The sequence below is a fragment of the Streptomyces mexicanus genome, from assembly GCF_902506575.1.
GTDB classification, from domain to species: domain Bacteria; phylum Actinomycetota; class Actinomycetes; order Streptomycetales; family Streptomycetaceae; genus Streptomyces; species Streptomyces mexicanus.
This window is the reverse complement of record NZ_LR732564.1, coordinates 1-2,023: the sequence shown is the minus strand read 5'-3', so window position 1 is coordinate 2,023 and position 2,023 is coordinate 1. Positions and strand designations below refer to the sequence as shown.

General features: G+C 77.1%; 1 protein-coding gene. It reads left to right on the top strand.

Annotated elements, in window-relative coordinates:
* Positions 1-127: 127 nt before the first annotated feature.
* Entirely contained in the window at positions 128-1,951 is a 1,824-nt protein-coding gene (locus GV126_RS32350) for a cell division protein PerM (RefSeq protein ID WP_159674514.1), read from the top strand.
* The last annotated feature ends 72 nt before the right edge of the window (positions 1,952-2,023 follow it).

The window sequence follows — 2,023 nt, the reverse complement described above, 5'->3', positions numbered from 1 at the left end:
GGGGCGGCGGGCTCACGTGACGGTCCGGCACAGTGCCTCCCTCCGTATGAACAGGCACATAAACGTATCTTCGGCGACACTACGGAGATTCGCCTGTTACGCCCGTAATGCGAGTGACGTTGGGAGCATGGCGGGCGTGATCCAGACCAACCGCCGACGACCGCCGTTCCCGTACCCGCCCACCCGTGTCCGGGGCCGCTCGCCCGGCCTCGGCGCCGGCCTCCTGGGCGGCGTGGTCGCGGCGGGCCTCGGGCTCGGCTCGTTCGCCGTCCCCGTCATCGTCCTGTGGATCAGCTCCCCGTACCCCGACAGCGGACCGGGCAGCGCCCTGCACGTCGCCGCCGCGCTGTGGCTGCTGGCGCACGGGGCCGAACTGGTCCGCACCGACACGCTCACCGGCGTGCCCGCGCCCCTGGGAGTGACCCCGCTGCTGCTGCTCGTGCTGCCCACGGTCCTGCTGCACCGGGCCGCCCGGGACGCGACCGACACCGGTGACGGCGGCCCCCTCGTCCCGCCGCGCACCGCCTGGAGCGGCGTCGTCGCCGGGTATCTCACCGTGGCCGGGGCCGCCGCCGTGTACGCGCAGGACGGCGCGCTGCGTCCCTCCTGGGTGTGGACCGTCCTGTGGCTGCCGCTGGTCGCCGCGGTGGCGGCGGGCGGCGGTGTGTGGGCGGCGTACGGCTGTCCACGCGCCCCGCTGGAGCGCGCGCTCGGCCGGCTGTCGCCCGGCGTGCGCCGCCTGCTGCTCGCGCCGGGCCCCCGGGCGCGGCTGGGCCCCTCGTCCCGGGCCGCGGGGGCCGGTGCGCTGGTGTTCACCGGGGGCGGCGCGCTGGTGCTCGGGGTGTCGCTCGTGGGGCACTCGGGGGCGGCCCAGGCGGGCTTCGTCCGGCTGACCGAGGGCTGGTCGGGGCGGTTCGCGGTGCTGCTGCTGTGCCTGGCGCTGCTGCCGAACGCGGTGCTGTGGGCGGTGGCCTACGCCCTCGGGCCGGGCTTCCAGCTCGGCGCCGGCCACGTCGTCGCCCCGTTCGCCTCCTCCCCGGCCCCACTGCTGCCGCCGTTCCCGCTGCTGGCGGCCGTACCGGAGCCGGGCCCCGGCACCCAGCTGCACTGGGCGTCCGCGGCGGTACCGGTGGCGGCCGGGGTGACGATCGGCTGGTTCGTCGCGGCCGCCTCGGTCCGCGACACCCGGGACGGCGACGAGGACGGCCACGGGAACGGGCACGGGTCCGGACGGGCGTGGTCGTGGCGGCGGACCGCGGGCGCGGCGGGCCTGGCGTGCCTGGTGTGCGCGCTCGGGCTCGGGGTGTGCGCGCAGTTGGCGGGCGGTCCGCTGGGCAACGCCGTGCTGGCCCGGTTCGGTCCGGTCGGCTGGCAGGTGGCCGGGGCGGCGCTGCTGTGGACCACTCCGGCGGCCGTGCCGACGGCGCTGGTGGTCTGGGTGTGGCGCTGCTGGGTGGGCCGCCTGTTCGGGCGCGGCGAAGGCGGCGAGTACGGCGAGCACGGCCGGGACGAGGCGCGGATCGGCAGGCCCCGCGACGGCGCGGCGCGGCCGGCCCGCCCGCCCCGGGCGGTCCTGAGGACGCCGCAGCGCTACGACGCCTCCGTGGAGCCCTACGACGTGCTGCCCCTCGATCCGCCGTCGGCCGATCCCACCGCCTGGCCCGACGACGACACCGTCCGCCGCTCGCGCTGGGCGGCGCTCACGCAGGCGCCGAGGCACCCCGAGGACGCGGAGCCGGAGCCGCGGCCCCCGTCCGCCACGGAACCCGAAGAGCACCGACCCACGCAGCAGGCCACGGAGGAACGGCCGAAGGACGGAGCGGCGGCGAAGGAAGACGACGAAGCGGCGGAGGAGCCGAGAAAGAAACCGGAAAAGGAGCCGTCGACGGAACCCAGGCCACCGAAAACGCCGACGGAAGCCGGGACACCGAGACCAGCGACGGAACCCTAGCCGACACGCCCCCGGCGCAGCCCGCCCTCAGCGCAGCAACCGCAGGCCCCCGCAGCGCACCCCGCACTCACT

Bases quoted from the DNA above. Each gene is read 5' to 3' on its own strand.
- GV126_RS32350 (WP_159674514.1), top strand. From the start codon at position 128: ATGGCGGGCGTGATCCAGACCAACCGCCGACGACCGCCGTTCCCGTAC.